This window comes from Pseudomonas sp. YA1, from assembly GCF_058680555.1.
The window spans coordinates 255,502-282,495 of record NZ_JBZWBG010000002.1 but is presented as its reverse complement, the minus strand read 5'-3'; the positions used below and the strand labels follow the sequence as shown (position 1 = coordinate 282,495).

Annotated in this window: 26 protein-coding genes; 20 read left to right on the top strand and 6 right to left on the bottom strand. The window is 67.7% G+C overall.

The genetic code is table 11. From position 1 onward, the window contains the following. Nucleotide 1 precedes the first annotated feature (1 nt). The 8 genes from lysS (at nt 2) to AC4OR5_RS03620 (ending at nt 6,939) form a co-directional block, all read left to right on the top strand. On the top strand, nt 2-1,507 hold the full coding sequence (gene lysS / locus AC4OR5_RS03655; protein ID WP_058161243.1) for a lysine--tRNA ligase: 1,506 nt from the start codon (nt 2-4) through the stop codon (nt 1,505-1,507). 211 nt (nt 1,508-1,718) lie between these two features. Further along, nucleotides 1,719-2,432 (top strand): TetR/AcrR family transcriptional regulator, encoded by a 714-nt coding sequence (locus tag AC4OR5_RS03650; RefSeq protein WP_003092520.1) that lies wholly within the window; start codon nt 1,719-1,721, stop codon nt 2,430-2,432. A gap of 96 nt (nt 2,433-2,528) precedes the next feature. Further along, entirely contained in the window at nt 2,529-3,080 is a 552-nt protein-coding gene (locus tag AC4OR5_RS03645) for a hypothetical protein (protein WP_022579728.1), read from the top strand. An 8-nt stretch (nt 3,081-3,088) separates the two neighbouring features. Further along, a complete protein-coding gene (locus AC4OR5_RS03640; RefSeq protein WP_003092515.1) occupies nt 3,089-4,384 on the top strand; it encodes a flavohemoglobin expression-modulating QEGLA motif protein in 1,296 nt (431 codons plus the stop codon). Nucleotides 4,385-4,452: 68 nt separating this feature from the next. Beyond that, a complete protein-coding gene (locus AC4OR5_RS03635; RefSeq protein WP_003092512.1) occupies nt 4,453-5,199 on the top strand; it encodes a TIGR00266 family protein in 747 nt (248 codons plus the stop codon). Then, on the top strand, nt 5,196-6,101 hold the full coding sequence (locus AC4OR5_RS03630) for an alpha/beta hydrolase (RefSeq protein ID WP_058161242.1): 906 nt from the start codon (nt 5,196-5,198) through the stop codon (nt 6,099-6,101). Before AC4OR5_RS03635 ends, AC4OR5_RS03630 begins: the two co-directional genes overlap by 4 nt. After that, nucleotides 6,098-6,421, top strand: coding sequence for a PA3694 family proteiin (locus AC4OR5_RS03625; protein WP_003092509.1), 324 nt, complete (start codon nt 6,098-6,100; stop codon nt 6,419-6,421). Before AC4OR5_RS03630 ends, AC4OR5_RS03625 begins: the two co-directional genes overlap by 4 nt. After that, on the top strand, nt 6,418-6,939 hold the full coding sequence (locus AC4OR5_RS03620; protein WP_003092502.1) for an O-acetyl-ADP-ribose deacetylase: 522 nt from the start codon (nt 6,418-6,420) through the stop codon (nt 6,937-6,939). The genes AC4OR5_RS03625 and AC4OR5_RS03620 overlap by 4 nt, the downstream gene beginning before the upstream one ends. 74 nt (nt 6,940-7,013) lie before the next feature. Here the strand turns inward: AC4OR5_RS03620 and lptF are convergent, their stop codons facing one another. The 3 genes from lptF to AC4OR5_RS03605 all read right to left on the bottom strand — a co-directional run bounded on the left by lptF (nt 7,014) and on the right by AC4OR5_RS03605 (nt 10,870). Further along, a complete protein-coding gene (gene lptF, locus AC4OR5_RS03615) occupies nt 7,014-7,799 on the bottom strand; it encodes a lipotoxin F family OmpA-related lipoprotein LptF (protein ID WP_003092499.1) in 786 nt (261 codons plus the stop codon). Between the two features lie 48 nt (nt 7,800-7,847). Then, entirely contained in the window at nt 7,848-8,252 is a 405-nt protein-coding gene (locus AC4OR5_RS03610) for a DUF4398 domain-containing protein (protein ID WP_003092495.1), read from the bottom strand. Between the two features lie 401 nt (nt 8,253-8,653). After that, nucleotides 8,654-10,870 carry a heavy metal translocating P-type ATPase gene (locus AC4OR5_RS03605; RefSeq protein ID WP_003117471.1) on the bottom strand — a complete coding sequence of 739 codons (2,217 nt, stop codon included), beginning with the start codon at nt 10,868-10,870 and terminating at the stop codon, nt 8,654-8,656. Nucleotides 10,871-10,983: 113 nt separating this feature from the next. On the opposite strand from AC4OR5_RS03605, the gene cadR reads away from it, so the two are divergent. After that, nucleotides 10,984-11,454 (top strand): Cd(II)/Pb(II)-responsive transcriptional regulator, encoded by a 471-nt coding sequence (cadR, locus tag AC4OR5_RS03600; RefSeq protein ID WP_010793370.1) that lies wholly within the window; start codon nt 10,984-10,986, stop codon nt 11,452-11,454. 8 nt (nt 11,455-11,462) lie between these two features. Here the strand turns inward: cadR and AC4OR5_RS03595 are convergent, their stop codons facing one another. Continuing rightward, entirely contained in the window at nt 11,463-11,807 is a 345-nt protein-coding gene (locus AC4OR5_RS03595; protein ID WP_003092488.1) for a hypothetical protein, read from the bottom strand. 206 nt (nt 11,808-12,013) lie between these two features. On the opposite strand from AC4OR5_RS03595, the gene ppc reads away from it, so the two are divergent. From ppc to AC4OR5_RS03550, 9 genes are all read left to right on the top strand, one after another. Then, a complete protein-coding gene (ppc, locus tag AC4OR5_RS03590; RefSeq protein ID WP_058161241.1) occupies nt 12,014-14,650 on the top strand; it encodes a phosphoenolpyruvate carboxylase in 2,637 nt (878 codons plus the stop codon). A gap of 160 nt (nt 14,651-14,810) precedes the next feature. Then, the gene (gene adk, locus AC4OR5_RS03585) at nt 14,811-15,458 is read left to right on the top strand and encodes an adenylate kinase (RefSeq protein WP_003092485.1); all 648 of its coding nucleotides are present in this window, start codon (nt 14,811-14,813) and stop codon (nt 15,456-15,458) included. Nucleotides 15,459-15,561: 103 nt separating this feature from the next. Beyond that, nucleotides 15,562-16,242: a tRNA (adenosine(37)-N6)-threonylcarbamoyltransferase complex dimerization subunit type 1 TsaB gene (gene tsaB / locus AC4OR5_RS03580; protein ID WP_003092483.1), complete on the top strand. Its 681-nt coding sequence runs from the start codon at nt 15,562-15,564 to the stop codon at nt 16,240-16,242. Between the two features lie 73 nt (nt 16,243-16,315). After that, on the top strand, nt 16,316-16,663 hold the full coding sequence (locus AC4OR5_RS03575) for a hypothetical protein (protein ID WP_003098661.1): 348 nt from the start codon (nt 16,316-16,318) through the stop codon (nt 16,661-16,663). Between the two features lie 18 nt (nt 16,664-16,681). Beyond that, entirely contained in the window at nt 16,682-17,548 is an 867-nt protein-coding gene (locus tag AC4OR5_RS03570; protein ID WP_058161240.1) for a DUF72 domain-containing protein, read from the top strand. 71 nt (nt 17,549-17,619) lie between these two features. Further along, a complete protein-coding gene (locus tag AC4OR5_RS03565; protein WP_003129903.1) occupies nt 17,620-18,444 on the top strand; it encodes an isocitrate lyase/PEP mutase family protein in 825 nt (274 codons plus the stop codon). Between the two features lie 4 nt (nt 18,445-18,448). Next, on the top strand, nt 18,449-19,141 hold the full coding sequence (locus AC4OR5_RS03560; protein WP_023115118.1) for an extensin-like domain-containing protein: 693 nt from the start codon (nt 18,449-18,451) through the stop codon (nt 19,139-19,141). A gap of 55 nt (nt 19,142-19,196) precedes the next feature. Continuing rightward, nucleotides 19,197-19,982 (top strand): class I SAM-dependent methyltransferase, encoded by a 786-nt coding sequence (locus tag AC4OR5_RS03555; protein WP_009876931.1) that lies wholly within the window; start codon nt 19,197-19,199, stop codon nt 19,980-19,982. A 28-nt stretch (nt 19,983-20,010) separates the two neighbouring features. Next, nucleotides 20,011-21,288 carry a cytochrome P450 gene (locus AC4OR5_RS03550; RefSeq protein ID WP_010793367.1) on the top strand — a complete coding sequence of 426 codons (1,278 nt, stop codon included), beginning with the start codon at nt 20,011-20,013 and terminating at the stop codon, nt 21,286-21,288. 6 nt (nt 21,289-21,294) lie between these two features. Here AC4OR5_RS03550 and mexL read toward each other — a convergent pair whose 3' ends face one another. Next, the gene (gene mexL / locus AC4OR5_RS03545) at nt 21,295-21,933 is read right to left on the bottom strand and encodes an efflux system transcriptional repressor MexL (protein ID WP_003098648.1); all 639 of its coding nucleotides are present in this window, start codon (nt 21,931-21,933) and stop codon (nt 21,295-21,297) included. Nucleotides 21,934-22,028: 95 nt separating this feature from the next. Between mexL and mexJ the strand changes: the two genes are divergently transcribed. Together mexJ and mexK are read left to right on the top strand one after the other, a co-directional pair. After that, complete coding sequence (mexJ, locus tag AC4OR5_RS03540) at nt 22,029-23,132, top strand: multidrug efflux RND transporter periplasmic adaptor subunit MexJ (protein WP_003129909.1); 1,104 nt, start codon at nt 22,029-22,031, stop codon at nt 23,130-23,132. 4 nt (nt 23,133-23,136) lie between these two features. Then, complete coding sequence (mexK, locus tag AC4OR5_RS03535; protein WP_003129911.1) at nt 23,137-26,214, top strand: multidrug efflux RND transporter permease subunit MexK; 3,078 nt, start codon at nt 23,137-23,139, stop codon at nt 26,212-26,214. A 40-nt stretch (nt 26,215-26,254) separates the two neighbouring features. On the opposite strand, the gene AC4OR5_RS03530 is transcribed toward mexK, so the two are convergent. Further along, nucleotides 26,255-26,935, bottom strand: coding sequence for a DUF4197 domain-containing protein (locus AC4OR5_RS03530; protein ID WP_058161238.1), 681 nt, complete (start codon nt 26,933-26,935; stop codon nt 26,255-26,257). Between the last annotated feature and the right edge of the window lie 59 nt (nt 26,936-26,994).

Sequence of the window (26,994 nt, the reverse complement as noted above, 5' to 3'; positions counted from 1 at the left end):
CATGAGCGACCAACAACTCGACCAGCACGAACTGCAACAGGAAGAAAACAAGCTGATCGCCCAGCGCAAGGAAAAACTTGCCGCCGTGCGCGAAGCCCGGGCCATCGCCTTCCCCAACGACTTCCGCCGCGACGCCTACTTCGCGGACCTGCAGAAACAGTACGCCGACAAGACCAAGGAAGAGCTGGAAGCCGCAGCGATTCCGGTCAAGGTGGCCGGTCGGATCATGCTCAACCGCGGTTCCTTCATCGTCCTCCAGGACAGCAGCGAGCGCCTGCAGGTCTACGTCAACCGCAAGACCCTGCCGGAAGAAACCCTGGCCGAGATCAAGACCTGGGACCTGGGCGACATCATCGGCGCCGAAGGCGTGCTGGCCCGCTCGGGCAAGGGCGACCTGTACGTCGACATGACCAGCGTGCGCCTGCTGACCAAGTCGCTGCGTCCGCTGCCGGACAAGCACCATGGCCTGACCGACACCGAGCAGCGCTACCGCCAGCGCTACGTCGACCTGATGGTCAACGAGGAAACCCGCCACACCTTCCGCGTGCGTTCCCAGGTCATCGCCCACATCCGCCGTTTCCTCAGCGAGCGCGGTTTCCTCGAAGTGGAGACCCCGATGCTGCAGACCATCCCCGGCGGTGCCGCGGCCAAGCCGTTCGAGACCCATCACAACGCGCTGGACATGGCCATGTTCCTGCGCATCGCCCCGGAGCTGTACCTCAAGCGCCTGGTGGTCGGCGGTTTCGAGAAGGTCTTCGAGATCAACCGCAACTTCCGTAACGAAGGCGTCTCGACCCGGCACAACCCCGAGTTCACCATGCTCGAGTTCTACCAGGCCTACGCCGACTACGAAGACAACATGGACCTGACCGAGGAACTGTTCCGCGAGCTGGCCCAGGCGGTGCTCGGTACCACCGACGTGCCCTACGGCGACAAGGTCTTCCATTTCGGCGAGCCGTTCGTGCGCCTGTCGGTGTTCGATTCGATCCTCAAGTACAACCCGGAGATCACCGCCGCCGACCTCAACGACGTCGAGAAGGCGCGGGCCATCGCCAAGAAGGCCGGCGCCAAGGTCCTCGGCCACGAAGGCCTGGGCAAGCTGCAGGTGATGATTTTCGAGGAACTGGTGGAGCACAAGCTGGAGCAGCCGCACTTCATCACCCGCTACCCCTTCGAGGTCTCGCCGCTGGCCCGCCGCAACGACGAAGACCCGAGCGTCACCGACCGCTTCGAGCTGTTCATCGGCGGCCGCGAGATCGCCAACGCCTATTCCGAGCTGAACGACGCCGAGGACCAGGCCGAGCGCTTCATGCTGCAGGTCAAGGAGAAGGACGCTGGCGACGACGAGGCGATGCACTACGACGCCGACTTCATCAATGCCCTGGAATACGGCATGCCGCCGACCGCCGGCGAAGGCATCGGCATCGACCGCCTGGTGATGCTGCTGACCAACTCGCCGTCGATCCGCGACGTGATCCTGTTCCCGCACATGCGCCCGCAGGTCTGAGCGCCGCAACAGTCCATGGAAAAGCCGCCTTCGGGCGGTTTTTTCATGGCCGCGCGGTGTCCCGGCCGCCGGGCCAGGGGTCGATAGCCGCCGATCCGCCGGCTGACCACGGGAGGTGCGGGTGGGATCGGAGATTCCCCGGTAGCGGCCGATTGATTCCACGCGAAAAAGTCCGAACAATGCCCCATCGTCCGCGAGCGGAGGAAACACCGTGTCCCGAGTAGCTCCCAGAGACAGCGCCGCGCAGGCCGCCAGCGCGGTAGCCGAAAGCGTTCGTTACCAGGGCCGCAAGGCCAGCCGCCAGGGCAGCGAGCAGCGGCGCCAGGCGATTCTCGATGCCGCCATGCGCCTGATCGTCCGCGACGGCGTACGGGCCGTGCGCCACCGCGCGGTGGCCGCCGAGGCCCAGGTGCCGTTGTCGGCCACCACCTACTACTTCAAGGACATCGACGATCTCATCACCGACACCTTCGCCCTCTTCGTCGAACGCAACGCAGAGGCGCTGTCGGCGTTCTGGAGCAGCGTGGAGGGCGACCTCCAGGAGATGGCCGCGGTACTGGCCGACGACCCCGGCGCCCGTGGCTCGCTGGTGGAACGGATCGTCGAGCTGGCCGTGCAGTATGTCCAGGTCCAGCTCACCGAGCGCCGCGAGCACCTGCTGGCCGAACAGGCCTTCCGCCAGGAGGCGCTGCTCAACCCGCGCCTGCGCGAACTGGCCGATGCCCACCAGCGGATCCTCTCCCTCGGCGCCGTGCATTTCTTCCAGGTGCTCGGTTCCGGGCAGCCCGAGCAGGACGCCAAGGTGTTGACGTCGATTATTCTGCAGATGGAATATCAGGGCCTCGTGGACGGGGTCGAGCAACTGGCCGTGGACGAAATGCGCGCCATACTCAGACGGTACCTGAATCTGGTCATGGGCCTGTGACCTGAGCGTCAACCCCGCCATGGCGGGGTTTTTCATACCCGAACCTTCCCTCGGCCAGCCGGTCGCAGGTTGCGGAGGGTTCCTAAGGAGCGTGTGATGAAAGCCTGGCGTTGCCTGGTGGTCCTGAGTTTCCTGCTGTTGGGCGGTTGCCTGGTCACCTTCAAGGAGCCGATACCGCCGCGCGAGGCGGCGCCGAGCCACCTGCTCGGGACCTGGAGCCGCGAGAACGAGTGGAAGGAAGAACAATTCCTGGAGATCACCCGTTCCGGCAGCAATGTCTACCGCGCGCTCAGCTACGTGGACAGCAAGGACAATACCGAGAGCCTGGAGGACTACGGCTTCACCGTCTCCCACCAGGGCAAGCGCTGGTACCTGTCAGCCGGCCTGCCGAAGAGCCTGGGCGGCAACTTCGTCATCGCCGGCTTCGAGATCACCGACGGCGACGAACTGGTGATCTACAACCTCGACGTCGAGCGCATCGTCGAGGACCTCGGCGCCGGCCAGCTCGACGGCGAGACCGTCGACAGCGAGCAGGGCAAGGGCGCGCTGGTGCGCAGCCCGCTGGCGAAGGTCTTCGCCTACCTGAACGATCCCGCCAACTCCGACGTGTTCGTCGAGGCCGCCCGCTTCCAGCGGGTCACCCAATGAGATTGCCGATGAGCCAGCGCAAGGCGCAGAACGACTATCAGAAGATCATCCGCTCCCTGTCCGATCGCATCGTCGAGGCGCAGACGCCGATCCGCGTGCTGGATGCGATCAAATGGGACGACGGGATCCGCCAGGACTTCCTCAAGGGCCGCGGCAAGCATGCGCCGAAGGTCGACCGCGGCTACTACGACAGCCGCCCGCTGGCCTTCGACGCCAGCGCCAAGAAGCAGGAATTCCAGAACATCGAGCGCGACATCACCCGCCAGTTGGGCCAGTTCAACCCGGTCGGGCAGATCATGCGGCGGATGTGCAAGGAATACCGGATGGTCATCCGCATGCTCGAGGCGCGCGGCACCCCGGACCTCGGGCTGATCTCCCAGGAACTCTACGGCTCGGCCTCGGACGCCTTCCATGCCGGTGATCCGACCCTGGCCGACCTCGGCCTGATGCTCTCTGACTACCTGAACAACATCGCCGACCGCGGCGATCTCAAGGACGAACCCAAGACCCTGACCGCCAAGGAGGTCGTGCCGATCCTCCAGGCGCGGCTGAACACCGTGTTCGGCGAGGAGGAGGGCACCATCCGCGTGTTCGAGTCCGACGGCATCGTCGCCGACGCGGCGGCCGGCGCCGACTACATCAAGGTGCGCGCCGACGCCCTGTTCAACGAGCGCGACGTGCGCGCGCTGGAGGTCCACGAGGGCCTGGTGCACGTCGGCACCACCCTGAACGGCCTGAGCCAGCCGATCTGCACCTTCCTCGCCAAGGGGCCGCCGTCCTCCACCGTGACCCAGGAAGGCCTGGCGATCCTGATGGAGGTGATCGCCTTCGCCTCCTACCCGACCCGCCTGCGCAAGCTGACCAATCGCACCCGGGCGATCCACATGGCCGAGGAGGGCGCCGATTTCCTCGACGTGTTCCACTTCTACCGCGAGCAGGGCTACAGCCTGGAGGACAGCTACCAGAATGCCAGCCGGGTCTTCCGCGGCTCGACCCCGGATGGCCTGCCGTTCACCAAGGACCTGTCCTACCTGAAGGGCTTCATCCTCATCTACAACTACATCCAGCTCGCTGTGCGCAAGGGCAAGCTCGAACAGATCCCCCTGCTGTTCTGCGGCAAGACCACCCTGGAAGACATGCGCACCCTGCGCCAACTGGTGGACGAGGGCCTGGTGGCGCCGCCGAAGTACCTGCCGCCGCAGTTCCGCGACCTCAACGCGCTGTCGGCCTGGATGTGCTTCTCGAACTTCCTCAACCACCTCAGCCTGGACCGCATCGAAGCGGACTACGCGAACATCCTCTGACCGTTCCCCGCCGTGCCGGTCTTTCCCGGTGCGCGCGGGCGGTCGGCCGGCAAGCAAGGAGAACGGCGATGGCCAGCCACGAACTCGACTACCGCATCCTCGGCGAATCCATGCAGACCGTGGAGATCGAACTCGATCCTGGGGAAACCGTGATCGCCGAGGCCGGGGCGATGAACTACATGACCGGCGACATCCGCTTCACCGCGCGGATGGGCGACGGCTCCGACGGCAGCCTGCTGGGCAAGCTGTGGAGCGCCGGCAAGCGCAAGCTCGGTGGCGAGTCGGTGTTCATGACCCACTTCACCAACGAAGGCCAGGGCAAGCAGCACGTGGCCTTTGCCGCGCCCTATCCGGGCAGCGTGGTGGCGGTGGACCTGGACGATGTCGGCGGGCGCCTGTTCTGCCAGAAGGACTCGTTCCTCTGCGCGGCCTATGGCACCCGGGTCGGCATCGCCTTCGCCAAGCGCCTGGGCGCCGGTTTCTTCGGCGGCGAGGGCTTCATCCTGCAGAAGCTCGAGGGCGATGGCCTGGTCTTCGTCCACGCCGGCGGCACGCTGATCCGCCGCCAGTTGAATGGCGAGACGCTGCGGGTCGACACCGGTTGCCTGGTGGCCTTCACCGACGGCATCGACTACGACGTACAACTGGCCGGCGGCCTGAAGAGCATGCTGTTCGGCGGCGAAGGATTGCTGCTGACCACCCTCAAGGGCAGCGGCACCGTCTGGCTGCAGAGCCTGCCGTTCTCGCGCCTGGCCGGGCGCATCTACGACGCCACCTTTCGCGCCCGCGAAGAGGTAAGGACCAACAACGGATGAAGCGCCTGCTGATCCCGCTGCTGGTACTCGGCGCGCTGTTCCTCGGTGGTTGCAGTTCGCTGCTGTTCTATCCCGAGCCGGTGGTGCAGATCACCCCGGCGCGCGCCGGGCTGGAGTACCGCGACGTCACCCTGACCACCGCCGACGGCGTGCGCCTGCGCGCCTGGTGGCTGCCGGCGAAGAAAGGCGTGCCGGTGAAAGGCACCGTGCTCTACCTGCACGGCAACGGCGGCAACCTGTCCTGGCACCTCGGCGGCACCTGGTGGCTGCCCGCCGAGGGCTACCAGGTGCTGATGCTCGACTATCGCGGCTACGGCCAGTCGGAGGGCGAGCCGGGACTGCCGGAGGTCTACCGCGACATCGACGCGGCGTTCGCCTGGCTCGACCAGGCGCCGGAGGTGAAGGGCACCGAGCGCGTGCTGCTGGGGCAGAGTCTCGGCGGCGCGCTGGCGATCCACTACCTGGTCGAGCATCCGCAGCGCCAGGGCCAGTTCAAGGCGCTGGTGTTCGACGGGGTACCGGCGAGCTACCGCGGCATCGGCCGGCACATGCTGGACGGTTCCTGGCTGACCTGGCCGCTGCAGGTGCCGCTGTCCTGGCTGGTGCCCGACGACGACAGCGCCATCCATTCGATGGCGCGGCTTTCTGGCGCACCCATGCTGTTCTTTCACAGTATCGACGATACCATTGTGCCCCTCGAGAACGGCATCGCCCTGTACCGCCAGGCGCGGCCGCCGAAGGTCCTGCAACTGACCCGAGGCGGCCACGTGCAGACCTTCGCCGAAGCGACCTGGCAGGAAGTGATGCTGCGCTTCCTCGACGATCCCCATGGCTTCACCGGCCTGCGCCGGCTGGCCGAAATCCCGAACCGCGAATCCGCGAAACCCGAAGGCAATCCATGAGCGACCGTAACGTACTCCCCTGCATCCTGACCGGCATCGGTACCATCTTCGTCACCGTCGGCGTGCTCTGGTACTACGGCTACCTGCATTTCGCCAAGCCGCAGGACGCCCTGTTGCTGGCCGACTTCACCATGCTGAAGAGCCTGCCCGGCGAAGATGTGAAGCTGTCCCTGGAGCCGGCCAAGCAGGTCGCGCAGTGCATCGATGGCGTCCTGGTGCTGTTCGACACCGAGCAGAAGGGCCTTTCCGGCGTGCTGGTGGACAACAGGAAGCACGCCGTGCGCTGCGCCGGACAGGAAGTCCCGCAGGAAGTGAAATGACCGAGGTCCGCGTCTGGCAGGGGGACATCACCCGTCTTGCGGTGGATGCCATCGTCAACGCGGCGAACTCCTCGCTGCTCGGTGGGGGCGGGGTCGACGGCGCCATCCACCGCGCCGCCGGTGCCGAGCTGGTGGCGGCCTGCCGCCTGCTGCACGGTTGCAAGACCGGCGAGGCGAAGATCACCCGCGGGTTCCGTCTGCCGGCGGCCCACGTGATCCACACCGTCGGCCCGGTCTGGCGCGGCGGCGACAACGGCGAAGCGGAGCTGCTGGCCAGCTGCTACCGGCGCAGCCTGGCGCTGGCCGAGCAGGCCGGGGCGGCCAGCGTCGCGTTCCCCGCCATCAGCTGCGGCATCTACGGCTATCCGTTGGAGCAGGCCGCGGCCATCGCCGTCGAAGAGGTCTGCCGACAACGCCCGGCGCACAGCAGCCTGGAGGAAATCGTCCTGGTTGCCTTCGATAGCTCGATGGCCGAGCGCTACCAGCGCTTGCTCGGCGAGCGGCCTGTGGCCCGCTGATACCTGGAAAGCTCGGGCCACGCCCATGAAAAAGCCCCGCCGGATGGCGGGGCTTTTGGCTTCCGTAGGGCCTATCAGCCGCTGACGGAGGAGCGTGGCGCGACCGGCTTGGCGTCGTTGGAAATGGTGACTTCCACCCGACGGTTCATGGCACGGCCGGAGCTGGTGCCGTTGCTGGCCACCGGATATTCCTTGCCGTAGCCACGGGTGGCTACGCGTTCCGGGCTGATGCCGCGGCTGAGCAGGGCCATGCGCACCGAGTCGGCACGACGCTCGGACAGGCGCTGGTTGTAGTTGGCGGAACCGGTGCTATCGGTGTAGCCCTCTACGATCACCTGGCGTTCCGGGTTCTGCTGGAGGAACTCGGCCAGTTGCTGGATGTTGCGCATGGCGCCGGGCTTCAGGTCGGACTTGTCGAGATCGAACAGCACGTCGCCGAAAGTCACCATGGTGCCGCGCGAGGTCTGCTTGGCATTCAACTGGCTACGCAGCTTGTCCAGTTGCGCGGTGCGCGCGTCGAGGCGGGCCTGGGCGCGCTGGGCGGAGGCGTTCTGCAACTGCGCCTCGGCATTGCGCAGGACGATGGTCTGCTTGGCCAGTTCGATGCGCTGGTTGGTCAGGTAGGCCAGTTGGTCCACGTCGCGCTGGTCTTCGCCATCCTGGTAGGCCTTGTCGGCCTTGGCCAGCCAGTCGCCGGCGTCCTTGGTTTCCAGGGCCGCGACCTTGGTCGCGTCGGGCTGCGACTGCAGCGCGGAGAAGTTGCTGCGGGCCTGTTCCAGGTTGGCGTTCGGCGGCGTGGAGCAGGCGGCCAGCGCCAGGGCCAGCAGGGATACGGCGGGGAGGGCAATGTACTTACGCATAGGGGTCATCCTTAATCACGAATCGACGAAAGAAGGGCGGAATCCGGCTTAGTGCTGCGTATCGCGCATGCCTTCCTCACGCAGTTCCATGACGCCCTGCTGGGCATCCTTCACGGCTTTCTGCGCCTTGGCGGCCTGGGTCTTGCGCTCGGCGACCCGGGCGTCCCACTCGGCCTGCTGCGCCAGGCGCTTGGCCTGGTCGTATTCCTTGTCGTTCATGGCGATGCGCGCCTGGCTCAGCTTGTCCTGGGCGGACTTCATCTCGACCGGGGCATATTCCGGGCCGCCGGCGCTTACCGCGTTATTCACCGCGGACTCGGTCACGGCGAACTGCTCGGTCGGCGGGTTGCCGGCGCAGCCGGCCAGGACCAGGCTGCTGCCTACGGCCAGCAGGGCCAGCTTGAGGCCACGCAGGGAACCGGTGTGTTGCTTGCTCATCGCTTTTTGCTCCATGGGAAATTTCCTCTGACAGGGATGCTGATTCCTTGGCTTTCATCTCTGGCCATTACCGTGGGCGCGTTTCCGGCCCTCCGGTCTTTTCTTCCTGCTCACTGAGCAAGCCTCTGCCAGGCCTCTGTTTCAGGGGCTTGGCGATTGGCCATGTACTTTTAGTGACTCCCCCGCTGGTTCAGGGGTTCAAAAAAAAATCTGAAATTTTCTGACTGAACAGTCGGCTTCCGGCGTGGTCGCGGAACGCCGTCGCTCGTCATGAAAGCCCGTCGTACGGGGCTTTCGACCGTGAAGCGGGCAACCACGGCAGCGTTCCCAGCAGGTACGCCATCGCCTGCTTGTGCTTTTCCCAGGGCAGAAAAAAGCCCCACCTGAGTGGGGCTGGAGGAGGCCAGTGGGGCCTTTCAGAAACGCTTGCGCAACAGTCGCAGACCGTTGAACACCACCAGCAGGCTGGCGCCCATGTCGGCGAATACCGCCATCCACAGGGTGCCTTCGCCGGCCAGGGTAAGGGCGAGGAACACCGCCTTGATGCCCAGGGCCAGGGTGATGTTCTGGACCAGGATCGCGTGGGTGGTGCGCGACAGCCGGACGAATTGCGGCAACTTGCGCAGGTCGTCGTCCATCAGCGCGACGCCGGCGGTCTCGATGGCCGTGTCGGTGCCCGCCGCGCCCATGGCGAAGCCGATGTCGGCGCGGGCCAGGGCCGGCGCGTCGTTGATCCCGTCGCCGACCATGCCGACCCGCGAGCCGTCGGCCTGGCGCGCTTCCACTTCACGCAGCTTGTCCTCCGGCAGGAGGTTGCCGCGAGCTGCGTCGATGCCTACCTGGGCAGCGATGGCGGCTGCGGTGTGCGGGTTGTCGCCGGTGAGCATCAGGGTCTTCACGTCCAGCGCGTGCAGCTCGCGGATCGCCTCGCGGCTGCTGTCCTTGACCCCGTCGGCGACGGCGAACAGGGCCCGCACGCGCTGCGGATCGCACAGCGCGATGACCGTCTTGCCCTGGCGCTCCAGGGCGTCCAGGCGCTCTTCCAGGGCCGGCGAGCAGAGGCCCAGTTCCTCCACCAGGCGATGGTTGCCGAGGTGGTAGAGGACGCCGTCGATGCGTCCGCTGACGCCTCGTCCCGGCAGGGCGGCGAGGTCCTCGACCACGCCCAGGGCAAGGCCGTCTTCTTCCGCTGCGTTGGCCACGGCGCGCGATACCGGGTGGTCGGAACGCGCGGCCAGGCTGGCGGCGAGCAGGCGTGCATCCGTCCCGTCAGCCTCCGCGATCGGCAGGTAGTCGGTCTGTTGCGGTTTGCCATGGGTGATGGTGCCGGTCTTGTCGAGGGCGACCCAGGACAGCTTGCGCCCGAGTTCGAGGAACACCCCGCCCTTGATCAGGATGCCCAGGCGCGCCGCGGCGGAAAGGCCGCTGACGATGGTCACCGGGGTGGAGATCACCAGCGCGCAGGGACAAGCGATCACCAGCAGCACCAGGGCGCGGTAGATCCAGTCCAGCCAGGCGCCGCCGAACAGCAGCGGCGGCAGCACCGCGGTGGCGAGGGCGATGAGGAATACCACCGGGGTGTAGACGCGGGCGAAACTGTCGACGAAACGCTGGGTCGGTGCGCGGGAACCCTGGGCTTCCTCCACGGCGTGGATGATCCGGGCCAGGGTGCTGTCGTCGGCGCGGCGGGTGACGCGGTACTCCAGCGCGCCCTCGCCGTTGATGCTGCCGGCGAACACCGGCTCGCCGACCTCCTTCTCCACCGGCAGGCTTTCGCCGGTGATCGGCGCCTGGTTGACGCTGGAGCGGCCGCTGGTCACTTCGCCGTCGAGGGCGATGCGTTCGCCGGGCTTCACGCGCACGGTGGCTTCCAGTTCCACTTGCTTGGCCGGCAGTTCCTTCCATTCGCCGCCGACCAGTACCGTGGCCTGTTCCGGAGCCAGTTGCAGCAGGCCGCGGATGGCGTTGCGCGCGCGATCCAGGGACTTCGCCTCGATCAGTTCGGCGATGGCGAACAGCACGCTGACCATCGCCGCTTCCGGCCACTGGCCGATGAGCACGGCGCCGGTCACGGCGATGCTCATCAGGGCGTTGATGTTCAGGTTGCGGTTCTTCAGGGCGATCCAGCCCTTGCGGTAGGTCGGCAGGCCGGCGCCGAGGATGGCCAGCAGGGCGAGGCCGGCGACCACCCAGTCCGGCGCCAGGCCGAACCATTCGACGATCTCCGAGGCCAGCGCCATCGCGCCGGCCAGGGCCAGCGGCCACCAGGGTTTCGCCGGCGCTTGCGAGGGGCCGTCGGTATTTTCGCCGGCATCCAGCGGCACCGCTTGCATGCCGAGGCCGGCGATCAGCTTCTGCAGCGGCTCGACGCTGTCGAAGCGATGCTGGACGCGCAGCAGGCGCTGCATCAGGTTGAATTCCAGCGACTCCACTGCCGGCTGGCGACCGAGGGCGTCGCGGATCAGGCGTTCCTCGGTCGGGCAGTCCATCGCTTCGATGCGCAGGTCGCTCCAGCGCAACTCGGCGTTGCCGGCCAGGGTTCCGATGGCGGCCACCGCCGGGCGAGGCGCGTGGCGGTGCCCATGATCATGTCCGTGACCGTGACAGCAAGTGTCGGCGTGTTCGTGGCTCATGGAAACAATTCCCGTTTGACGTGTTGGGTGCGATTGCACACCCTGTAGCAACTACAGAGTCAAGCGGTACTGCCAATTCGGGTAGCCGCGTCGGCGATTGGAGGAGGGTTGGCATGAAGATCGGTGAGCTGGCGAAGAGAACCGGTTGCCCGGTGGAGACCATCCGCTACTACGAGCGCGAAGGACTGTTGCCCGAGCCCGCGCGTAGCGAAGGCAACTATCGGCAATACACCCTGGCGCATGTCGAGCGCCTGTCGTTCATCCGTCACTGCCGCTCGCTGGACATGACCCAGGAGGAAATCCGTACCCTGCTGGCGTTGCGCGACCGTCCCGAGGCGGATTGCGGCACCGCCAACCGGCTGATCGACGAGCACCTGCATCACGTCGAGGTGCGCATCGCCGAACTCCAGGCATTGCGCGAGCAACTGCAGGATCTCGGCTCACGCTGTACGGTCGCCGGCAACAGCCAGGCCTGCGGCATCCTCCGCGAACTGGAGCAGCCCGCGCCGCTGTCGCCGATCGCCGAGGAATGCGCCGAGGCCGGGCACATGCACGTCCCCGGCGTGCACCGCCGGCATGGCTGAAGTCGCGCTCAGTGACTGGAGGTGTCTTGTTGCGCGACCAGTTCGTGCAGGTACTTGCGCGAGAGCGACAGGAAGCGTGGGGTAGGGCCGACATCCTCATAGAGCGGATCGCCCTGTTCGTCGGTGGCCACCACCTGACTCCCCTTCACGTAGGGAAAGCTCGCCTCCAGTTCTTCCAGGGCGGCGCCGACCAGCTCGCCCAGTAGTTCCTCGACGCTGCGCCGCGGATACATCTCGTGCAGCGCGGCGAGGCGCGCGGCGCTTTCGACGTCCAGCGGGATGCTGTAGTGGTTGCGGGCCATGCGGCCCTTGGCGGTGTGTTCCCAATGGCGGACAAGCTCACGGATCTTCATGCTGACCTCTTCAGCCCGGTCGTGGCGGGCGTGCTGGGGGGCCCTCGTGGGGCCGTGCCTCGGTGCGGGCACTTCCTTCAGACTAGACCCGATCGGCGCCGGCAGCCTCGCTTCCGGCCCGGCGGCGCCGTACTGGCACCCTGCGGGCTTGTAAGCGCGGGGGCGCCTGAGCCAAGCTGGTTTCCCACCCGCAGTGGAGACAGGTCATGCCGGAAATCGATGCGCGCCTGCGCGAGGACGTCCACCAACTGGGCGAATTGCTCGGCGACACCATCCGCGAGCAGTACGGCCCGCGGTTCCTCGACAAGATCGAGCTGATCCGCAAGGGCGCCAAGGCTGCCCGCCGCGGTTCCGCGGAGGGCGCCCAGCAGCTCACCGCCACCCTCGACGGGCTCGAGGAAGACGAACTGCTGCCGGTGGCACGGGCTTTCAACCAGTTCCTCAACCTGGCCAATATCGCCGAGCAATACCATCGTATCCGCCGGCGCCGGCCGAACGAGCCGGAACCCTTCGAGAACCTGGTGCTGGAAGAGCTGCTGGGGCGTCTCAAGGACGCCGGGCATGCCCCCGGGCAACTGGCTCGCCAGCTCGCCGGGCTGGAGATCGAACTGGTGCTGACCGCCCATCCCACCGAAGTGGCGCGGCGCACGCTGATCCAGAAATACGATGCGATCACCACGCAGCTGGCGGCCAAGGACCATGCCGACCTGCTGCCGGAGGAGCGCAGTCGCATCCAGCAGCGCCTGCAGCGGCTGGTGGCCGAGGCCTGGCATACCGACGAGATCCGCAAGGTCCGGCCGACCCCGGTGGACGAGGCGAAATGGGGCTTCGCGGTGATCGAGCATTCTCTCTGGCAGGCCTTGCCGAACGTCCTTCGGCATGTCGACGAGGTACTCCTGCGCAGCACCGGCGAACGCCTGCCGTTGACCGCCGCGCCGCTGCGCTTCGCGTCCTGGATGGGGGGCGACCGCGACGGCAATCCCAACGTCACCGCCAGCGTGACCCGCGAGGTCCTGCTGCTGGCGCGCTGGATGGCCGCCGACCTGTACCTGCGCGATATCGACCGACTGGCCGCCGAGCTGTCCATGCAGCAGGCCTCGCCGCAGCTGCTGGCGCGGGTCGGCGATAGCGCCGAGCCCTATCGCGCCCTGCTCAAGCAATTGCGCGAGCGCCTGCGCGTGACCCGCAACTGGACCCACCAGGCCCTGGCCGGCGAGGTGCCGGCCGCGGAGGGCGTCCTGGAGCACAACCGCGACCTGGTCGAGCCGCTGCAACTGTGCCACGAGTCGCTGCACGCCTGCGGCATGGGCGTGATCGCCGATGGCGCGTTGCTCGACTGCCTGCGCCGCGCCGCCACCTTCGGCCTGTTCCTGGTACGCCTGGACGTGCGCCAGGACTCGGCCCGCCATGCCGCCGCGCTGAGCGAGATCACCGAGTACCTGGAGCTGGGCAGCTACGACGAGTGGGACGAGAAGACCCGCCTGGAATTCCTTCTCGAGGAACTGAACAGCCGCCGCCCCCTGCTGCCGGCGCACTACCAGCCTTCGGCGGATACCGCCGAGGTGCTCGCCACCTGTCGGGCGATCGCCGCCGCGCCACCGGCGTCGCTGGGTTCCTACGTGATCTCGATGGCCGGCCAGCCGTCCGACGTGCTGGCAGTGCAACTACTGCTCAAGGAAAGCGGCGTCGACTGGCCGATGCGCGTGGTGCCGCTGTTCGAGACCCTCGACGACCTGGACAACGCCGGCCCCTGCATGGAGCGCCTGCTGACGCTGCCGGGCTACCGTTCGCGGCTCTCCGGGGTGCAGGAAGTGATGATCGGCTACTCCGATTCGGCCAAGGACGCCGGTACTCTCACGGCGGCCTGGGCGCAGTACCGGGCGCAGGAGAAACTGGTGGAGATCTGCCGCCAGCACGAGGTCGAGCTGCTGCTCTTCCATGGCCGCGGCGGCACCGTCGGCCGCGGCGGCGGGCCGGCCCACGCGGCGATCCTGTCGCAGCCACCGGGTTCGGTGGCCGGGCGCTTCCGGGTCACCGAACAGGGCGAGATGATCCGCTTCAAGTTCGGCTTGCCGGACATCGCCGAACAGAACCTCAATCTCTACCTCGCCGCAGTGCTGGAGGCGACCCTGATGCCGCCGCCGGCTCCCGAGCCGGCCTGGCGCGCGCAGATGGACCGCCTGGCGAAGGACGCGCTGCTGGCCTACCGCAGGGTGGTGCGCGACGATCCGCAGTTCGTCGAGTATTTCCGCCTGGCCACGCCCGAGCAGGAACTGGGCCGTCTGCCGCTGGGCAGCCGCCCGGCCAAGCGCCGCGAAGGCGGGGTGGAGAGCCTGCGGGCGATTCCCTGGATCTTCGCCTGGACCCAGACGCGTCTGATGCTGCCGGCATGGCTTGGCTGGGAGACCGCCTTGCTGAACGCCATCGAGCGTGGCGAGGGCGCGCTGCTCGGGCAGATGCGCGAGCAATGGCCGTTCTTCACCACCCGCATCGACATGCTGGAAATGGTCCTGGCCAAGGCCGACGCGGATATCGCGCGGCTCTACGACGAACGTCTAGTGCCGCTCGAGCTGCGTCCGCTGGGGCGTCGTTTACGCGACCTATTGTCGCAGGCGGTGCGCGTGGTGCTGGGACTGACCGGGCAGTCGCTGCTGCTCGCCCACGCCAGCGAGACCCGCGAGTCGATCAGCGTGCGCAACAGCTATCTAGACCCGCTGCACCTGCTCCAGGCTGAGCTTCTGGCCCGTTCGCGGCGCTGCCGGGGCGACGCCTGCGGCGGCCTGGAGCAGGCGCTGCTGGTGACGGTCGCGGGGGTCGCCGCCGGACTGCGCAACACCGGATGAGGGAAGGCGGGGGGCAACTTTCGGTGTCTTGTGCGGTGGGGGGGCGCTGTGTATCTTGGACAGCCTTTTCGGCGCCATACAGTGCCGTTTCCTGCAAATACGAGATTGGCCCCACGAGGCGGATCCAGACTTTCGCTTACCAATTCTAAGGAGCATATCGATGCGTGTGATTCTGCTCGGGGCACCCGGTGCCGGCAAAGGCACCCAGGCACGGTTCATCACCGAGAAGTTCGGCATTCCGCAGATCTCCACCGGCGACATGCTGCGCGCCGCAGTCAAGGCCGGCAGCCCGCTCGGCCAGCAGGTGAAAGGCGTGATGGACAGCGGCGGCCTGGTATCCGACGACATCATCATCGCCCTGATCAAGGAACGCATCACCGAGGCCGATTGCGCCAAGGGCTTCCTGTTCGACGGCTTCCCGCGGACCATCCCGCAGGCCGAAGCGCTGAAGGACGCCGGCGTGACCATCGACCACGTGGTCGAGATCGCCGTCGACGACGAGGAGATCGTGTCGCGTATCGCCGGTCGTCGCGTGCATCCGGCCTCCGGCCGCGTGTACCACACCGAGCACAACCCGCCGAAGGTCGCCGGCAAGGACGACGTTACCGGCGAAGAGCTGATCCAGCGCGAGGACGACAAGGAAGAGACCGTGCGTCACCGCCTGTCGGTCTACCATTCGCAGACCAAGCCGCTGGTCGACTTCTACCAGAAGCTGTCGGCCGCCGAAGGCACCCCGAAATACCACAGCATCGCCGGCGTCGGCTCGGTCGAGCAGATCACCGCGAAAGTGCTTTCGGCCCTGAGCTGATCCGCAGCGCTGTAGCACCGACGGCCCGCTTGCGGGCCGTCGGCGTTTCCGGGGCGGCGAAGGCTGGTACAATCGGCGTCTTTTTCACCACGCGGAACCGTCGATGTCCACTCTGTTGGCCCTGGATACCTCCACCGAAGCCTGCTCCGTCGCCCTGCTCCACGAGGGGCGGGCGCTCAGTCACTACGAGGTGATCCCGCGCCTGCACGCCCAGCGCCTGCTGCCGATGGTCCGCGACCTGCTCGACGAGGCCGGCGTCGCCCTGTCCGCGGTGGACGCCATCGCCTTCGGGCGCGGTCCGGGCGCCTTCACCGGCGTGCGCATCGCCATCGGCGTGGTCCAAGGCCTGGCCTTCGCCCTGCAGCGCCCGGTACTGGCGGTCTCCGACCTGGCGATCCTGGCCCAGCGGGCCTACCGCGAGCAGGGTGCGGAGCGGGTCGCCGCGGCCATCGACGCGCGGATGGACGAGGTCTACTGGGGTTGCTACCAGTTGCAACAGGGCGAGATGCGCCTGGCCGGCAGCGAAGCGGTACTGCCGCCCGAGCGGGTCGCCGTACCGTGGGACGCCGCTGCCGCGGACTGGTTCGGCGCCGGCACCGGCTGGGGCTACGTCGAGCGCATGCCGCAGCGCCCGGCCGCGCTGGACGCGAGCCTGCTGCCGCATGCCGAGGACTTGCTCAGCCTGGCCGGCTTCGCCTGGGCGCGCGGCGAAGGCGTGGAGGCGGAACAGGCGCTGCCGGTGTACCTGCGCGACAACGTGGCGACGCCGAAAAAAGCGCCCTGAAAATGCCGCGCAGCGGTAATTGCCAAGCCTTTCGGGGCTGGCTAGAGTGTGGAGACTTCCCCGGGTTTTGATCATGCGTATCGACGGACTTTCTTCCTCTTCGTTGCCGCTGGAGCGCAGCGCCCGACCGGGCTCCGCGGTCACGCCGTATCGCGACGTGCAGCGCGAGGTCGAGGCGCGGCGCGAGCAGCCGGCGCCGGTTTCCGGCAGCCAGGGCTTCGAGCAGGCGCCGCAGGCGCGCAAGGTCCAGGCCAGTTCGGCGGGCGGCGACAGCCTGCCGGTGAGCGCCCGCGACCTGCTGGCGTTCCAGCGCCCGGTAAGCAGCCATGCGGCGATGGCCCTGGCCAGCTACAACTCCACCGCCAGCCTCAACATCGACGCCGGCGCCGAGGATGTCCTCGGCCTCGACCTCTACGCCTGAGCGGCTCCCTGCGCTGCCGTGGTTTCCCTTCCTTATTTCCTCGGTTGTCCATCCTGGAACGAGGCGGCCTGGCGCGGCAGCTTCTATCCGCGCGAATTGCGTTCCGCCGACTACCTCGGACACTACGGCGGCATCTTCAACGCGGTCGAGGGCAATACCACCTTCTATGCCCGGCCTTCGGCGGAAACCGTGCGGCGCTGGGCCGAGACGATGCCGGCGGGGTTCCGCTTCTGTGCCAAGTTTCCCCGCGATATCAGTCACGAAGGCGACCTGCGCGAACGGCTCGGGGCCGCCGGCGACTTCCTCGAGCTGCTGGCGCCGCTTGGCGAAAGGGTTAGCCCGCTGTGGCTGCAACTGTCGGCGGCGTTCACCCCGCAGCGCCTGGGCGAACTGCTGTATTTCCTCGATGAGCTGAGTCCGCGACGGATTGCCGTGGAAGTACGCCACCCGGCGTTCTTCGATAAAGGCGAGGACGAGCGCCTGCTCAACCGCCACCTGCGCGAGCGTGGCGTGGAGCGCATCTGCCTGGATTCGCGGGCGCTGTTCAGTTGCCGTTCGGACGATCCGGCGGTGCTCCACGCCCAATCGAAGAAGCCGCGCCTGCCGATCCGTCCGGCGGCCTTCAGCGATACGCCGCAGGTGCGTTTCATCGGCGGTCCCGACCTGCCGGCCAACGAGGTGTTCCTTTTGCCTTGGGTCGACAAGGTGGCCGACTGGATCGAGGCCGGCCTGACTCCATACGTATTCCTGCATACCCCCGACAATCACCTGGCGGCCCAGCAGGCCCAGCGTTTCCATGCGCTGCTGGGCCAGCGGCTGCCAGGCTTGCCGACGCTACCCGAGCCGATCCCGGCCCCGGAAGTGGAGCAACTGGGCCTGCTCTGAGCCGGTGCTCGACGCTCCGCCGGCCTGCGCCTAGGCTAGGGAGTCCTTTCCCCGCCACGGAGCCCGCCGCCATGACCAGCCAACGCCAACGCGCCGAACGTTTCCGCGATCTGCACCAGGGGCCCGGCATGCTGGTCCTGCCCAATCCCTGGGATGCCGGTTCGGCGAAGATGCTCGCCAGCCTCGGCTTCGACGCCCTTGCCACTACCAGCGCCGGCCTGGCGTTCTCTCTGGGCCGGCGCGATGCGGAAGGCGCGGTGAGCCGGACCGAGGCGCTGGAAAACGCCCGGGCGATCGTCGCCGCCACCGATCTGCCGGTCGCCGCCGACCTGGAAAACGGCTACGGCGATGCTCCGCAAGACTGCGCCACGACCATCCGCCTGGCCGCCGAGGCCGGCCTGGTCGGTGGTTCCATCGAGGATGCCAGCGGGCGCGCCGGACAGCCCATCTATGAGTTCTCCGCCGCGCTGGAGCGGGTCGCTGCCGCGGTCGAGGCGGCCCGTGCGTTGCCATTCCCGTTCACCCTCTGCGCCCGCGCGGAGAATTTCCTGCATGGTCGCGAGGATCTCGACGACACCCTGCGGCGCCTGCGCGCCTATGCCGATGCCGGCGCCGATGTGCTCTACGCGCCTGGCTTGAACCGCCGCGAACAGATCGTCGCGGTGCTCGAAGCGGTGGCACCGAAGCCGGTCAACGTACTGGTCGGTTCGCCGCGCCTGGAGCTGTCGCTGGACGAGCTGGAAGCCCTCGGCGTCAAGCGCGTGAGCCTGGGCTCGAACCTTGCCCGGGTCGCCTTCGGCGCTTTCCATGAGGCGGCGCAGGCGCTGGCGCGGCGCGACCTGGAAGCGACCCGTGCGGCGATGCCTTTCGACCGTATCAACGACCTGTTCCGCTGAACCCGTGCGCCGCCTGGCCTGGTTGCTGCCATTGCTGCTGGCGGGGGCCGTCGGCGCCCTGCGCTACCAGTGGCTCGATCTGCCGGCGCGCTGGAATCCCTGGCTGCCGCTGGACGTGCGCGAACCGCCGAACCTGCTGACCCGCTACAAGCTATGGCGGCTGGCCGACGACCGGAGCCTCTGTGACGCCGCCCTGGCCACCTCGCAACTGCGCTACCAGCGGGTCGCCGACGATCCGCCATCGGCTACCTGCCCGTTGAGCAACAGCCTGCGCGTGCGTGGGGCGGCATTGGAGTTGAGCAGCAGCTTCCTCGCCAGTTGCCCGTTGGCAGTGAGCTATGCATTGTTCGAGCGCCACGTGCTGCAACCGGCAGCCCTGGATATCTATGGCCAGCCGCTGACGCGGGTCGAGCATATCGGCAGCTTCGCCTGCCGCAACGTCTACAACCGCGAGAACGGCCGGCGCAGCCAGCATGCTTCGGCCAATGCCCTGGACATCAGCGGCTTCCGCCTGGCCGGCGGGAGGCGAATCCGCCTGGCCACGGACTGGGCCGACCAGGGCGCCGACGGGCGCTTCCTGCGCCGCGTGCGGGACGGCGCCTGCGCCAGTTTCAATGCGGTGCTGGGGCCCGACTACAATGCCGCCCACCGGGATCACTTCCACCTCGACATGGGCCTATGGAAGGTCTGCCGGTGAGCGCGCGCGGGCCAACTCTGGCAAAATCCGCGCTTTCCACGACGATTGCCCGACCATGACCGATTCCGCCGCTCCTCGCCTGCATGTCCAAGCCCTGTCCGCCGATTGCGCCGAGGCTGCGCGGCGCTGGGCGGAGCGGCTCGGCCTGCCGTTGGCGGCGGACGACGAGGCGGAGTTCGCCGTGCAGGTCGGCGAGCAGGGCTTGCAGGTCTTGCAACTGGGGGCGGACTCCCCCGGTCCGGTGCGGGTCGATTTCGTCGAAGGCGCCAGCGCCCACCGGCGCAAGTTCGGCGGCGGCAGCGGGCAGATGATCGCCAAGGCGGTCGGCGTCCAGCCAGGCATCCGCCCGCGCGTCCTGGATGCCACGGCCGGCCTGGGCCGGGATGGGTTCGTCCTCGCCAGCCTGGGTTGCGAGGTAACCCTGGTCGAGCGCCAGCCGCTGATCGCCGCTCTGCTCGAGGATGGCCTGGAGCGCGCCGGGCGCGATCCCGACGTGGCGCCGATCGCCGCGCGGATGCGTCTGCTCGGCGGCAACTCGGCGGACCTGATGCGCGCCTGGGACGGCGAGGCGCCGCAGGTGGTCTACCTCGACCCGATGTTTCCCCATCGCGACAAGAGCGCATTGGTGAAGAAGGAAATGCGTCTGTTCCGGCCGCTGGTGGGCGACGATCTCGACGCTCCGGCGCTGTTGCAGGCGGCCCTGGCCCTGGCCAGCCACCGGGTGGTGGTGAAGCGCCCGCGCAAGGCGCCGATCATCGAAGGGCCCAAGCCCGGCTATAGCCTGGAAGGCAAGTCCAGCCGCTACGACATCTACCCGAAGAAGGCCCTGGGCAAGGGCTGAGTGTCGACACCGCAGGGAGGCGGCGAGCATGCAGCAGACCATCGATTGTCCGATTCGCCGGCGCCTGGCGCACCTGCCCTGGGCCAACGACGGGCGTGCCGGCGCCCGCCACTGGCTGGAGATGCAGCGCGATCCGCTGGCCTGGTTGCAGAAGATGCACGTCGCGCAGCCGGACCTCGCGGTCGCCCGCATGGGCCCGCAGCGCCTCTGGTGCCTGTTCCATCCGCAGGCGGTGCAGGAATTGATGGTCGATCGCCGCGATGACCTGCAACGCTGGCAGCCGGCGCTGTGCATGCTGAAACAGTGGAACGGGCGCAGCTTCATGATGCGTGAGGGCGCCCCCGCCCAGGCCCGGCGCAAGGAGGTACGGCCGCACCTGGCGCCGCCGCCGGCCAGCGAGGTTCGCCGCCTGGCCGCGGAGTGGGGCGAGCGGGTGGAGGAGGGGCGAGAATACGACCTCGACCTGGAAATGGCTGCGTTCAGCGTCACCCTCAGCGGTCACGCGCTGTTCGACGTCGACCTGCAACCGTCGGCCTATCGGATCGCCAAGGCGGTGCGCCTGCTGTCGCGGGTGGCATTGCTGGAAATGAGCACCGGCCTGCCGCTGGGCCACTGGTTCCCGAGCAAACTGTGTCCGCGCAAGCGCTGGGCGCTGGGCCAGTTGCGCGAGGCGGTGGGCGAGGTGGCGGAGCGCTCGCCGCGGCCGCTGGCGGACCTACGCGATGAACTCTGCACCCTGCTCATGGCGTCCCACCAGTCCACCGGCGTGACCCTGACCTGGAGCCTGTTGCTGCTGGCCCAGCGTCCCGAGTTGCTCGCGCGGCTACGCGCCGAGCTGGCGGGGGTGAATTGGACGGCGATCCGCTCGGTCGCCGACCTGCGCGATTGCGCGCTGCTCAGGGCGGTCCTGCAGGAGTGCCTGCGCCTGTACCCGCCGGCCTACGGCCTGGCGCCGCGGCAGGTGACGGCGGACATCGAGGTGTTCGGCCAGCGGCTGAAGCGCGGCGACGTGACCATGGTCTCGAGCTGGATCACCCAGCGCGATCCCCGTTGGTTCGAGGCGCCGCTGGAGTTCCGTCCCGAGCGCTTCCTCGAACCGGCGCGCTGGCCGCGCGGCGCCTACTTCCCCTTCGGCCTCGGCGACCGCGCCTGCCCCGGCACCGCGATGGCGATGATCGATCTGGCGGCGGCGCTGGCCTACTGGGTCGAGCACTGGGACATCATGCACGACGGCGACCTGGCGCCGCGCGGCTGGTTTTCCCTGCGTCCGCAGCGAGCGCGGGTGCGTTTCCGCCGTCGCGCCTGAGCCGCGTCAGCCGCCCGCGGCGAAGGCGCGCAGGAACAGCGCCACCACTTCTTCCACGTGCCGCTCGCCTTCGGCCTCGTCCAGCGGTTCGGCGCAGCCGATCAACAGACGGTAATTGGCGCAGCCCTTGACCAGCATGAAGAAGTGTTCGGCGGCGTGGCGCGCGTCCGGGAACGCCAGCTTGCCGCTGCGGCGGGCCTGCTCGAGGAGGCGTTCCATCTCGTCGATCACCTGCTTCGGCCCGGCCTCGAAGAACAGCTCGGAAAGCTTGGGGTTCTGCCCGGCCTGCGCGGCCATCAGGCGGGTCAGGGCGATCGCCTCGTGGCTGTTGATCAGCCGGTGGAAGCCGCGGGCGATATTCAGCAGGACCTTTTCCAGCGGCGCGCCTTCGGCCAGCTGGAAGTACAGGGCGGGAAGCTGCTCGGCGCACTTGGCCTTCACCGCTTCGCTGAACAGGGTTTCCTTGTCGGTGAAGTGGCTGTAGACGGTGAGCTTGGAAACGCCGGCTTCCGAGGCGATGGCTTCCATGCTGCTGCCGTCGTAGCCGTTGCAGAGGAACAGGCGCTTGGCCGCCTCGAGAATGGCTTCCCGTTTGGCCGGGTCCTTGGGCCGGCCGGGACCGACGGAGGAGGTGGGTTCTGACATGCGCTTATACAATTGAAATACTGGACTGATGGGTTCTGTATTTTTACTATACCGCCCAGTATAAGAACTCGAACGCAGTTTGCGGAAGGTGTCACATGTACCGCCATATCCCGCTCGTCGCCCTGTCCCTGCTTTCCTCCCTGTTCCTCGCCGCCTGCGGCAACGGCACGCCGCCGCCAGCCGCGGCGCGTCCGGCGATCGTCGTCCAGCCCCAGCCGGCGGGGGAGGTGAGCCAGGCCTTTCCCGGCGAGATCCGCGCCCGCCACGAGCCTGAGCTGGCCTTCCGCATCGGCGGCAAGGTCATCCGCCGGCTGGTGGAAGTCGGCGAGCGGGTGAAGAAGGACCAGCCCCTGGCCGAACTCGATCCCCAGGACGTGCGCCTGCAACTGGAGGCGGCGCGGGCCCAGGTCAGTGCCGCCGAGGCCAACCTGCAGACCGTGCGCGCCGAGTACCGGCGCTACCGCACCTTGCTCGACCGCAACCTGGTCAGCCATTCCCAGTTCGAGAACATCCAGAACAGCTACCGCGCCGGCGAGGCGCGGTTGAAGCAGATCCGCGCCGAATTCAACGTCGCCGACAACCAGGCCGGCTACGCCGTGCTGCGCTCGCCCCAGGATGGCGTGATCGCCAGCCGGCGCGTCGAGGTGGGCCAGGTGGTGGCGGCCGGGCAGACGGTCTTCAGCCTGGCCGCCGACGGCGAGCGCGAGGTGCTGATCGGCCTGCCGGAACACAGCTTCGAACGTTTCCGCATCGGCCAGCCGGTGTCGGTCGAACTCTGGTCGCAACGCGACAGACGCTTTGCCGGGCATATCCGCGAACTCTCGCCCGCGGCCGATCCGCAATCGCGTACCTTCGCCGCCCGGGTGGCCTTCGACGACCGCGCGACTCCGGCCGAACTGGGCCAGAGCGCCCGGGTCTACGTCGCCGCCGCCGAGGCGGTGCCGTTATCGGTTCCCTTGTCGGCGCTGACCGCAGAGGCCGGCCAGGCGTTCGTCTGGGTGGTCGAACCGGGCAGCTCGACCCTGCGCCGGCAGCCGGTGCGCACCGGTCCCTATGCCGAGGACCGGGTGCCGGTGCTCGAAGGCCTGAAGGCTGGCGACTGGGTGGTGGCCACCGGGGTCCAGGTGCTTCGCGAAGGGCAGCAGGTGCGTCCGATCGACCGGGCCAACCGCACGGTGAAACTGGCGGCCAAGGAGTAGTCGCATGTCCTTCAACCTTTCCGCCTGGGCGTTGCAGAATCGCCAGATCGTCCTGTACCTGATGATCCTGCTTGGCGCGGTTGGCGCGCTGTCCTACAGCAAGCTGGGGCAGAGCGAAGACCCGCCGTTCACCTTCAAGGCCATGGTGGTGCAGACCAACTGGCCGGGTGCCAGCGCCGAAGAGGTGGCCCGGCAGGTCACCGAGCGTATCGAGAAGAAGCTGATGGAAACCGGCGACTACGATCGCATCGTGTCCTTCTCCCGCCCCGGCGTCTCGCAGGTGACCTTCATGGCCCGCGAGGACATCCATTCCAGCGAGATCCCCGAACTCTGGTACCAGATCCGCAAGAAGATCAGCGACATTCGCGCCACCTTGCCGCAAAGCATCCAGGGCCCGTTCTTCAACGACGAGTTCGGCACCACCTACGGCAACATCTATGCGCTCACCGGCAAGGGCTTCGACTATGCGGTGATGAAGGACTATGCCGACCGCCTGCAACTGCAATTGCAGCGGATCAGGAACGTCGGCAAGGTCGAACTGATCGGCCTGCAGGACGAGAAGATCTGGATCGACCTGTCCAACACCAAGCTGGCCACCCTCGGCCTGCCCCTGGCGGCGGTGCAGAAGGCGCTGGAGGAACAGAACGCGGTGGCCTCCTCCGGGTTCTTCGAGACCGCCAGCGACCGCGTGCAATTGCGCGTTTCCGGGCGTTTCGATTCGGTGGAGGAGATCCGCGACTTCCCCATCCGCGTCGGCGACCGCACCTTCCGCATCGGCGACGTGGCCGAGGTTCGCCGCGGCTTCAACGATCCGCCGGCGCCGCGCATGCGCTTCATGGGCGAGGACGCCATCGGCCTGGCGGTAGCGATGAAGCCGGGCGGCGACATCCTGGTGCTGGGCAAGGCCCTGGAAACCGAGTTCGCCCGCCTGCAGCAGTCGCTGCCGGCCGGACTGGAACTGCGCAAGGTGTCCGACCAGCCGGCGGCGGTACGTACCGGGGTCGGCGAGTTCATCCGGGTGCTGGCCGAGGCGCTGGTGATCGTCCTGCTGGTGAGCTTCTTCTCCCTCGGCCTGCGCACCGGCCTGGTGGTGGCGCTGTCGATCCCGCTGGTGCTGGCGATGACCTTCGCCGCCATGCATTACTTCGGCATCGGCCTGCACAAGATTTCCCTCGGTGCCCTGGTGCTGGCGCTGGGATTGCTGGTGGACGACGCGATCATCGCGGTGGAGATGATGGCGGTGAAGATGGAGCAGGGCTACGACCGCCTCAAGGCGGCCAGCTTCGCCTGGACCAGCACCGCCTTCCCGATGCTCACCGGCACCCTGATCACCGCCGCCGGCTTCCTGCCGATCGCCACCGCGCAGTCCGGCACCGGCGAATACACCCGCTCGCTGTTCCAGGTGGTGACCATCGCCCTGGTGGTCTCCTGGTTCGCCGCGGTGGTCTTCGTTCCCTACCTGGGGGCCAAGCTGCTGCCGGACCTGGCCAGGCTGCACGCGCAGAAGCACGGCGGCAGCGCCGACGGCTACGATCCCTATGCAACGGCCTTCTACCAGCGCTTCCGGCGTCTGGTGGAGTGGTGCGTGCGCTACCGCAAGACGGTGATCGTCCTGACCCTCGCCGCCTTCGTCGGCGCGCTGCTGCTGTTCCGCCTGGTGCCGCAGCAGTTCTTCCCGCCCTCGGCGCGCCTGGAGCTGCTGCTGGACATCAAGCTGGCCGAGGGCGCCTCGCTGCGCTCGACCGGCGAGGAAGTCCAGCGCCTGGAAAAAATGCTGCAGGGCCATGACGGCATCGACAATTACGTGGCCTACGTCGGCACCGGCTCGCCCCGCTTCTACCTGCCGCTGGACCAGCAGTTGCCGGCGGCCAGCTTCGCCCAGGTGGTGGTGCTGGCCAAGGACCTGGAGAGCCGCGAGGCGCTGCGCAAGTGGCTGATCGAGCGGATGAACGAGGACTTCCCGCACCTGCGCAGCCGCATCAGTCGCCTGGAGAACGGGCCGCCGGTGGGCTATCCGGTGCAGTTCCGGGTTTCCGGCGAGGACATCCCGCAGGTTCGCGAACTGGCGCGCAAGGTCGCCGACAGGATGCGCGAGAACCCGCACGTGGTGAATGTGCACCTGGATTGGGAAGAGCCGAGCAAGGTGGTGTACCTGAGCATCGACCAGGAGCGCGCCCGTGCCCTGGGGGTGAGCACCGCCAGCCTGTCGCAGTTCCTGCAGAGCGCGCTGACCGGTTCGCATGTGAGCTTCTTCCGCGAAGACAACGAGCTGATCGAGATCCTCCTGCGCGGCACCGAGCAGGAGCGTCGCGACCTGTCGTTGCTGCCGAGCCTGGCGGTGCCGACCGAGAATGGCCGGAGCGTGGCGCTGTCGCAGATCGCCACGCTCGAATACGGTTTCGAAGAGGGGATCATCTGGCACCGCAACCGCCTGCCGACGGTCACCGTGCGCGCCGATATCTACGACGATTCGCTGCCGGCGACCCTGGTCGCGCAGATCGCCCCGACCCTGGAACCGATCCGCGCCGAGCTGCCGGACGGCTACCTGCTGGAGGTGGGCGGAACGGTGGAGGACGCGGCGAAGGGCCAGAGTTCGGTGAACGCCGGCGTGCCGCTGTTCATCGTGGTGGTGTTGAGCCTGCTGATGGTGCAGTTGCGCAGCTTCTCGCGGATGGCGATGGTATTCCTCACCGCACCGCTGGGCCTGATCGGCGTGACCCTGTTCCTGCTGCTGTTCCGCCAGCCGTTCGGCTTCGTGGCGATGCTCGGGACCATCGCCCTGGCCGGCATGATCATGCGCAACTCGGTGATCCTGGTGGACCAGATCGAACAGGACATCAGCCATGGACTGGATCGCTGGCACGCCATCATCGAGGCTACCGTGCGGCGTTTCCGGCCCATCGTGCTGACCGCGCTGGCGGCGGTGCTGGCGATGATCCCGCTGTCGCGCAGCGTGTTCTTCGGGCCGATGGCGGTGGCGATCATGGGCGGGCTGATCGTCGCCACCGTGCTCACCCTGCTGTTCCTGCCGGCGCTCTATGCCGCCTGGTTCCGCGTGAAGAAGGACGAGGCGCGGGCCTGACGGGAGAAGGGGACGGGGCGATCGCGCCCCGTCCGTCGACTCACCTGGCCGCGCCGAAGACCTTCTTGGCCAGGCTGGTGGCGGCCGCCGCCGGGTTCTGGCGGATGCTCTTCTCCTGCTTGGCGATCATCTCGAAGAGCCCGTCGAGGGCCTGTTCGGTGACATAGCTCTCGACGTTGGCGCTCTTCGCATCGACCACCCCAAGGGTCGCCGCCTGGCTGGCGAAGGCGTTGTACTGCTTGACCAGGCCGACCTCGTCGGTGGCCTGCTTGACGATCGGCAGGAACTTCGCGCGCAGCTGTTCGCGGCTGGACTTGTCCAGGTATTCGGTGGCGGCGTCGTCACCGCCCTTGAGGATGCCCTTGGCGTCGGCCACGGTCATCTTCTTCACCGCCTCCACCAGCAGGCCCTGGGCCTGCGGCACGGCAGCCTCGGCGGCGCGGTTCATGCTCGCCTCGAGCTGGTCGACCTGGGCGCCCATGCCGAACTGCTTCATCAGCTTCGCCGCCTTGCCCAGCTTGCCGGGCAGTTCGATGCGCACGTCCGGGTTGTTGTTGAAGCCGCCCGGCTGGCCAAGCTGGCGGACGGCGATCTGCGCGCCCTGGGTCAGGGCGTCCTTCAGGCCGCTGGAGGCGTCGTTCTGCGACAGGTCGGCGAGGGACAGGGCGAGGGCGTTGGCCGAGAGCAGCAGGCCGGCGCAGAGGGCAGTGAGTCGGAACATGACAGCGTCCTTGATGTGGAACGTACGGGGTATCCGGCCGCTCGTCGTGAGGTGGATCG

Coding starts and splice junctions, on each gene's coding strand:
- lysS (WP_058161243.1), top strand. CDS start 2: ATGAGCGACCAACAACTCGACCAGCACGAACTGCAACAGGAAGAAAAC.
- AC4OR5_RS03645 (WP_022579728.1), top strand. CDS start 2,529: ATGAAAGCCTGGCGTTGCCTGGTGGTCCTGAGTTTCCTGCTGTTGGGC.
- AC4OR5_RS03640 (WP_003092515.1), top strand. CDS start 3,089: ATGAGCCAGCGCAAGGCGCAGAACGACTATCAGAAGATCATCCGCTCC.
- AC4OR5_RS03635 (WP_003092512.1), top strand. CDS start 4,453: ATGGCCAGCCACGAACTCGACTACCGCATCCTCGGCGAATCCATGCAG.
- AC4OR5_RS03630 (WP_058161242.1), top strand. CDS start 5,196: ATGAAGCGCCTGCTGATCCCGCTGCTGGTACTCGGCGCGCTGTTCCTC.
- AC4OR5_RS03625 (WP_003092509.1), top strand. CDS start 6,098: ATGAGCGACCGTAACGTACTCCCCTGCATCCTGACCGGCATCGGTACC.
- AC4OR5_RS03620 (WP_003092502.1), top strand. CDS start 6,418: ATGACCGAGGTCCGCGTCTGGCAGGGGGACATCACCCGTCTTGCGGTG.
- lptF (WP_003092499.1), bottom strand. CDS start 7,799: ATGCGTAAGTACATTGCCCTCCCCGCCGTATCCCTGCTGGCCCTGGCG.
- AC4OR5_RS03610 (WP_003092495.1), bottom strand. CDS start 8,252: ATGGAGCAAAAAGCGATGAGCAAGCAACACACCGGTTCCCTGCGTGGC.
- AC4OR5_RS03605 (WP_003117471.1), bottom strand. CDS start 10,870: ATGAGCCACGAACACGCCGACACTTGCTGTCACGGTCACGGACATGAT.
- cadR (WP_010793370.1), top strand. CDS start 10,984: ATGAAGATCGGTGAGCTGGCGAAGAGAACCGGTTGCCCGGTGGAGACC.
- AC4OR5_RS03595 (WP_003092488.1), bottom strand. CDS start 11,807: ATGAAGATCCGTGAGCTTGTCCGCCATTGGGAACACACCGCCAAGGGC.
- ppc (WP_058161241.1), top strand. CDS start 12,014: ATGCCGGAAATCGATGCGCGCCTGCGCGAGGACGTCCACCAACTGGGC.
- adk (WP_003092485.1), top strand. CDS start 14,811: ATGCGTGTGATTCTGCTCGGGGCACCCGGTGCCGGCAAAGGCACCCAG.
- tsaB (WP_003092483.1), top strand. CDS start 15,562: ATGTCCACTCTGTTGGCCCTGGATACCTCCACCGAAGCCTGCTCCGTC.
- AC4OR5_RS03575 (WP_003098661.1), top strand. CDS start 16,316: ATGCGTATCGACGGACTTTCTTCCTCTTCGTTGCCGCTGGAGCGCAGC.
- AC4OR5_RS03565 (WP_003129903.1), top strand. CDS start 17,620: ATGACCAGCCAACGCCAACGCGCCGAACGTTTCCGCGATCTGCACCAG.
- AC4OR5_RS03555 (WP_009876931.1), top strand. CDS start 19,197: ATGACCGATTCCGCCGCTCCTCGCCTGCATGTCCAAGCCCTGTCCGCC.
- AC4OR5_RS03550 (WP_010793367.1), top strand. CDS start 20,011: ATGCAGCAGACCATCGATTGTCCGATTCGCCGGCGCCTGGCGCACCTG.
- mexL (WP_003098648.1), bottom strand. CDS start 21,933: ATGTCAGAACCCACCTCCTCCGTCGGTCCCGGCCGGCCCAAGGACCCG.
- mexJ (WP_003129909.1), top strand. CDS start 22,029: ATGTACCGCCATATCCCGCTCGTCGCCCTGTCCCTGCTTTCCTCCCTG.
- mexK (WP_003129911.1), top strand. CDS start 23,137: ATGTCCTTCAACCTTTCCGCCTGGGCGTTGCAGAATCGCCAGATCGTC.
- AC4OR5_RS03530 (WP_058161238.1), bottom strand. CDS start 26,935: ATGTTCCGACTCACTGCCCTCTGCGCCGGCCTGCTGCTCTCGGCCAAC.